Raw genomic sequence first — 6,588 nt, 5'->3', positions numbered from 1 at the left:
CAAGGCGCGTGGCTACGCGAGCTTCTCCACCATCCGCACCATGGTGTTCCTGCTCGCTGGCAAGCTGGACTTCGGAAAACTCAATCAGCATGCAACCTGACCCACTCGTTTTTCAAAAGAGCCATATTTCTGCCGCAATATGTGAAGACCTGGGGCGAGACCATCGTCGATCCCGTGGTCAACAGCCTGATGGGGAGCTTCCTTGAGCGGGGGGAAGCGGACCTGGTGCAGGAGTTCACGCACAGCTATCCCTTCGAGGTCATCTACGAGCAGCTCAACCTGCCGCGTTCGGACGTGAACACGTTCCAGCGCCTCGCCATCGGGCAGACCGATTTCGACCATATGGCGCAGGCGCGCGAGGCCGGGGTCAAGCTGGGCCACTACTTCAAGAGCCTGATCGACGCACGCCGGGCCGAGCCGGGTGACGACCTCGTCAGCCTGCTCGCCAATACCGAGGTGGATGGCGACCATCTGCCCGAACTGGTGCTGATCTCGTTCCTGCGCCAGCTGATGAACGCAGCGGGCGACACGACCTATCGCGGGACCAGCATCCTGCTCACGGCGCTGCTGCGCAATCCGGACCAGCTGGAGGCCCTGCGCCAGGATCGCTCGCTGATCGGCGCGGCCATTGAGGAAGCGCTGCGCTGGGACGGCCCGGTGCTGACCCAGCTGCGCGTTGCAGTGAAAGATACCGAACTGGGCGGCGTGCCCATTCCGGCAGGATCATACATCGACGTGGTGGCAGGTGCGGTGAACCGTGACCCGTCGCTCCATGAAAATCCCGACAGGTTCGACATCCACCGCAAGCGCCTGGCGCACTATTCCTTCTCGCGCGGGCCGCACATCTGCGTGGGGCAGCATCTGGCGCGGGTGGAAATGACCCGGGCGCTGCATGCCGTGCTCGATCACCTGCCGAACCTGCGGCTCGATCCTGACAAGCCCGAGCCGCTGATCCGCGGCATGATGATGCGCGTACCTGAACACATCTACGTGCGGTTTGACCGTTAAGATCGGGCTGCCACCACTTTGGTGGGAGCAAGGAAAAACGGGGAGCGCCGGTGGCGCTCCCCGTTTTTCCTTGGCTCCCCGTTTTTCCTTGCGGGCCAAGCCTCAGGTCAGACGAGAAGATCGGCGATCGCGATCCGCCGCCCGGTTTCCTGGGACATCTCCAGCGCGGTGACGACAGCGTGGGCGTGCAACGCCTCCTCGAAGCTGGGTGAGGCCGGGACATTGCCCTTGATCGCTTCGAGCATGTTGTGGAACATCCAACTCATCGCGACCATGTAGGGTGGGTTGTTTTCCTTGCTCCATGGCAAACCTGGCACCGCGAAATGGCGCGGTTCGACCTCGACCAGTCCGCCCGTGAGCGCGCCGTATTCCTTTGTGGCGACCGGCCCTGCATAAAGCCGTCCGCTGACTCCGTCGCCGAAGGTGGGATCGGTGTAGACGAGGCGCCCGCGATCGCCCCAGATCTCGATCCGCATCACTTCGGAATCGGGCACGCACCAGCCTGTCTGGAGATTGCCGATCGCGCCGTTGGCCATCCGCATGGTGGCACAGCCAAGGTCGGCGGTATCAGGCTTGAGCACGGTGCCATCCGGCAGCGGCCATTCCTTGATCCCGGTGGCGTGCATGCCGGTGATCTCTGCCACAGGGCCGATCAGGTGGGTCAGGAACAGCGTGGAGTGGGTGCCGAAATTCCGCCACGCGCTGCCACCGCTGCTTTTGTCTGCCAGCCACAGGTAGGGGTCCATCCCGCCTTCGGGATAGGCGCAGGCAGGGTAAGCAAGGCCATCTCGCTCCCACAGCGGCATCAGCAGTTGCATGTTGAAGCCGAGGATGTTGCCGAGAAAGCCCTCGTCGATCATCTGCTTCATCTGCAGCGCGGCCGAGCCCCAACGGAACTGGGCATCGACCGTGCCCACCAACCCCTTGGTCCTGGCCAGTTCGGTCTGTTCGCGCGCCTGATCCAGAGTAAGCGCAAAGGGCAGGGCGTCATAGACATGCTTGCCCGCATTGAGCGCGGCCATGACCATCGGCGGACGATAGGCCGGGCGACTGCCAACGTCGATGATGTCGATGTCAGGGTCGGCGACCAGATCCGCCACATCCCAGTACGCCTTGGGGATGTTGAACGCTTTTGCCGCAGCTTCTGCCGTTTCCTGGTGCGCGGTGCAGACTGCAGCCACTTCCACGTCGGGAAACTGCTGCCAGATCATGCCATGGACCTTCAGGCTCCAGTTGGCACCGATTATGCCGATCCGGGTGGTCATTGTCGTATTCCTAGCCAAGAGTTGGGCGATCAGGGATAGACGCCCTGCTTGCGTGCGGCTTTCACTGCCGAGGTGAATTCGTCATATGGAGTCATCGGCTCGGTATACTCACCAAGGGTGCAGATCTGTTCGAAATTGCTGGCGATCTGTTCAAGGGTTGGAGGGACGCTGCCTTTGGGTGACACCCAGCCTTCTGCCGCGCAGATCCGCACGCGGGCATAGCGCCCGCTGTTGCAACTGTAGACGCCGTGGGTGGCGGTGCAGGCTTCGCTTACGAGATAGAGTGCCAGCGGAGTATTGAATTCTGGCCCGATCCGCTCCTGCGCCAACGAGAAGTCGGCATTCTGGAATGCCTTGGCGAATTCCGGGATCTCCATGAAGCCGGGGGTCATTTCCGCTTCCAGCCGCGACGACGCGGTGGGCAAGATTACGTTAGAAGTGATGCCATAAGCCGAGCCTTCGATCGCCACCACGTTCGACAGGCCGAGCATGGCGCCTTTGCCGGCGGCATAGTTTGCCTGCCATGCATGGCCGAACATGGCGGAGGCTGATCCGGTGAACAGGATGCGGCCGTAGCCCTTGGCGCGCATCGCTCGGTATGCCGGTTGGCCGACGTAGAAAGCGGCCTTCAGGTGAACGTCGATGATCGGATCGATTTCCTGGTCGGTCAGATCCTCGAACCGGTTGTTGCGCAGGAATCCGGCGTTGCTGATCAGCACATCGACCTTTCCCCAAGTATCCAACGCGGCCTGGACGATCGCGTTGCCACCTTCGCGTGTCGCGACGCTGTCGGCATTGGCGATGGCTTCGCCGCCGGCATCGCGGATCTCCTGCACCACCAGTTCTGCCGCCATTGCCGAAGCGCCGGTGCCGGACCCGCTGCCGCCAAGGTCATTGACCACGACCCTTGCCCTGCGCCGCGCGAGTTCAAGCGCATAAGTCTTGCCCAAGCCGTTGCCAGCACCGGTCACGATCGCAACGCGACCATCAAAGCGGATATCCGTCATCTTACACCTCTCTGCCCAATGTCCATAAAGCTATGGCATGGCCGCAGGGTGTAAAGTGGGCCACGTGACGCGATCATGTAGGGGATTTCGAGCGGGTCAGGCGAAAGTGCTGCCTTTGACCGGGCCGAAATCGGTCCGGCCGCCTGCGTCGAACCAGACGTAGTCCAGATAGAGGTGGCGGTACGTCGGCGGTATCCGCTTGCGGTCGGGAGTGGCGGCGAATGTCCCAAGAGGCGGGTCCGGCCATCCTACTTATCGATATGCTGATAGCTTGGGCGGCAGGAGCAGGCGGACCAGCGATACAGGTTGTCGGACGATAGGCTGCACTCCATTGGACCTCTACTGATGATCCTGAGATATCGAGTAACGGGAGCGCCCTGGATGGACGAAATGCTGGCTGAAGTGCGCGAGAGCATCGCCTCGGTCCTGGCCGAGGAATGCCCTGGCCTTGCCGTGCACAAATTCATCGACGGCCATGACCCGCTGGACGAGCGCCTTGCCGGACTGGCTGCCGATCTGGGCTGGTTGCTTATTGCCTTGCCCGAAGCGGCCAGCGGAATCGGATTGGGCGCGGCCGGGCTGGCTGCGCTGAATCAGGAACTCGGCCGTGTCGGGGCTCCCGGTCCCTTCCTCGCGCAGAGCGTCGCGCTCGATGCGCTGGTCAACAGCACAGTTGCAAACGCCGATGCCGTGGCGGCGCTGGTCGGAGAAGTAGTGGCTGGTTCCGCCACGCTGGCGATCGCGGCACGCTTCGACCTGGCGCCGAAGGACGGCATGATGCTGCTGGGCGAGTGTTCGGCGAGGGCGGCCCTGTTGCCCGGTGAGGGCGATGATCTTGTACTGGTCGATCTTGCCGATGCGGCGCTTGAGAGCGTCGTGATCTGGGACGAGACGCGCAGCATGGTGCGTTTGCAGCGGGCGGCGGTGCGACCCATTGCGACACTGGCCGGGATGAAGGCAAGGGCCGAGGCAGCCTATGCGATTGCCTTGGCCGCAGACAGCGTGGGCGCTGCGCGCGGCATCCTGGACCGGACCGTGACCTTCATGAAGGAGCGTGAGCAGTTCGGCCGCCCAATCGGTTCGTTCCAGGCGCTCAAGCACCGCGTGGCCAACCATCTCGTCAATGCAGGCGGGGCTGAACAGCTGGTGCTGCAGGCAGTAGAGCATGTTGACGAAGGCGGGCCCGGTGCCGGTCTGTGGTCGGCTTTGGCGAAAGCCAACGCGACCGACGCTGCGGTAAAGGTCTGCGCTGACTGCGTGCAGCTGCATGGCGGCGTCGGCTTTACGCGGGAATACGATCCCCACGTTTTCCTGAAGCGGGTGCGACTGAACGAGATGTTGCTTTCGTCGAACGGACGCCTGCGCGACTGCGCCGAACAGGCATTTGCTGCCGCGCTTCAGGGTGGCCATGACGTGCTGGAGTTGGCGCAATGATCATTGATCTGAGAGATGACGTCTCTGCCTTTCGCGCTGCGATCCGCGACTGGATCGCGCAGACCTTGCCAGAGGACTGGGCCGAGGTGGCGGAGCGTGGGACCGAAGATGAAAACGTGGCATTCCAGCGCTGGTGGTTTGGGCAACTCGCCACCGAGGGCCTTTCTGTGCCGCACTGGCCGGAGGAATACGGCGGGGTCGATCTCGGTATCTCGGGCCAGATGATCGTAGCTGACGAGATGGCGCGAGCCGGGGCGCCGCCACTCGATGTCTACATCGTCACGCTCAATCACCTGCCCGGCACCCTGATCCCCTGCGGGAATGCTGATCAGCGCGCGCGTTATCTTCCCCCGGCATCGCAGGGAGCAGTCTGGTGCCAGGGCTTTTCCGAGCCGGGTGCGGGATCGGATCTCGCATCCTTGCGCTGCCGTGCGGTGCGCGATGGCGACCACTACGTGATCAATGGCCAGAAGATCTGGTCGTCGATGTCGCGCTATGCCCAGCACTGCATCCTGCTGGTCCGGACCGACCCGGACGTGGCCAAGCACGCCGGCATATCCTTCCTGATCATGGACATGGACACGCCCGGTCTGGAAGTGCGCCCGATCGAGCAGATCGACGGCCACAGCGACTTTTCCGAGCTGTTCCTGACCGACGTGCGCGTGCCGGTGGCCAATCTGGTCGGGGCCGAGAACGACGGCTGGCGGGTGGCCCAGGCGACGCTGGCGTCAGAACGCGGCGTGCTCGCCTTCGAAGCAGCCGAGCGCCGCCGCCACCTGATGGAGAACTATTACCGCGCCGCCCGCGCGGTGAATGCGGAGTGGCTCGACGATGATGAGCTGCGCCGACAGTTCATGACCCTGCTGGGCGATCTGCAGGCCAGCCGCCGACTGATCCGCGATCTGTTGCACGACCATGAGAATGGCGCTCCGCATGCGTCGACCGCCATGGCTTCGGCCCGGATCAAGCTTTACCAGACCACGGTCATCCAGAAGATCAGCGATCTGGTGGCGCGGATCGAAGGGCTTGAGGGCCATGTCCGGCGCAGCTTCCATGCCCAGAGCCGGTTTGTGGGCATGTTCGACTTCCTCAACTCCTATGCCTGGACCATTTCGGGAGGCACGAACGAGATCATGCGCAACCTGATCGCGGAACGTGGGCTGGGCCTGCCCCGCGGTTGACGGGGCAGAGCCACACCCGGTTCAGCGCGACGTGAGACGCGCAGGGTCTATTTCCAGCGGACGCATGTAGGCCGGGTCGTCAAGGTCGCGGCGCGAGGGGAAGAACGCCCCGTCGCCTGCCTTGCCTTCCGGGTCAAAGGCGCTGCCGAAGGCATTGATCACGCAGATGCGCCGGACGATGCCCCACCGGCCATCGCGCCGTTCCAGCCGGTCGATATAGCGGCCAGACGTGGTTGACTGAAATGGCGCCTCGCGGTTGACCGAGTAGAACGTGAAATAGGTCTCGGCGTGGGCGACATTGCCGTCGATCTCGCACAAGTGGTTGGAGATGCTGTGCAGCGTGCGCAGCTGATGCTGCTCGTGATAGGCAAAGGCCCAGTCGATGAAACCCTCCACCCCGCCGACATATTCCCCGTGATCATCGATCGCGTCATCATGATAGGCTGACCGCACCGCCGCCCGGTCGAACCGGTCGACACCCCGGCAATAGCGGTGCAGGCAGTCGAGGATTTCCTGCCGGTCCTTCAGTTCGCGGATCGTTGCGGCGAGATCTTCATCCATGTCCAACTCCCATCGGCGGCGCGATCTTGCGCCTTTGATCGGGCAGCATAAGCGCAAGCGCCGGACAACCCACTCGGGCCTGAGTTTATCCGGCATGTGATCAAGTGCCGCCAGGGCGGGCCGCGGCGGTCC

Annotated in this window: 6 protein-coding genes; 3 read left to right on the top strand and 3 right to left on the bottom strand. The window is 63.2% G+C overall.

What is annotated here, in order from left to right; translation table 11 throughout:
* The first annotated feature begins 141 nt into the window (after window positions 1–141).
* On the top strand, window positions 142–1,008 hold the full coding sequence (locus POM99_RS19545) for a cytochrome P450 (protein ID WP_277280369.1): 867 nt from the start codon (window positions 142–144) through the stop codon (window positions 1,006–1,008).
* A 107-nt stretch (window positions 1,009–1,115) separates the two neighbouring features.
* On the opposite strand, the gene POM99_RS19540 is transcribed toward POM99_RS19545, so the two are convergent.
* A complete protein-coding gene (locus POM99_RS19540; protein ID WP_277280368.1) occupies window positions 1,116–2,273 on the bottom strand; it encodes a Gfo/Idh/MocA family protein in 1,158 nt (385 codons plus the stop codon).
* Window positions 2,274–2,302: 29 nt separating this feature from the next.
* Window positions 2,303–3,280, bottom strand: coding sequence for an SDR family NAD(P)-dependent oxidoreductase (locus POM99_RS19535; RefSeq protein WP_277280367.1), 978 nt, complete (start codon window positions 3,278–3,280; stop codon window positions 2,303–2,305).
* A 381-nt stretch (window positions 3,281–3,661) separates the two neighbouring features.
* Between POM99_RS19535 and POM99_RS19530 the strand changes: the two genes are divergently transcribed.
* Window positions 3,662–4,714 carry an acyl-CoA dehydrogenase family protein gene (locus tag POM99_RS19530; protein WP_277280366.1) on the top strand — a complete coding sequence of 351 codons (1,053 nt, stop codon included), beginning with the start codon at window positions 3,662–3,664 and terminating at the stop codon, window positions 4,712–4,714.
* A complete protein-coding gene (locus tag POM99_RS19525) occupies window positions 4,711–5,895 on the top strand; it encodes an acyl-CoA dehydrogenase family protein (RefSeq protein WP_277280365.1) in 1,185 nt (394 codons plus the stop codon). The genes POM99_RS19530 and POM99_RS19525 overlap by 4 nt, the downstream gene beginning before the upstream one ends.
* A 21-nt stretch (window positions 5,896–5,916) precedes the next feature.
* On the opposite strand, the gene POM99_RS19520 is transcribed toward POM99_RS19525, so the two are convergent.
* Window positions 5,917–6,456 (bottom strand): nuclear transport factor 2 family protein, encoded by a 540-nt coding sequence (locus POM99_RS19520; RefSeq protein WP_277280364.1) that lies wholly within the window; start codon window positions 6,454–6,456, stop codon window positions 5,917–5,919.
* Window positions 6,457–6,588 lie beyond the last annotated feature (132 nt).

It is taken from the genome of Novosphingobium cyanobacteriorum (genome assembly GCF_029436685.1).
Classification (GTDB): domain Bacteria; phylum Pseudomonadota; class Alphaproteobacteria; order Sphingomonadales; family Sphingomonadaceae; genus Novosphingobium; species Novosphingobium cyanobacteriorum.
This window is presented reverse-complemented; position numbering and strand designations above follow the sequence as displayed.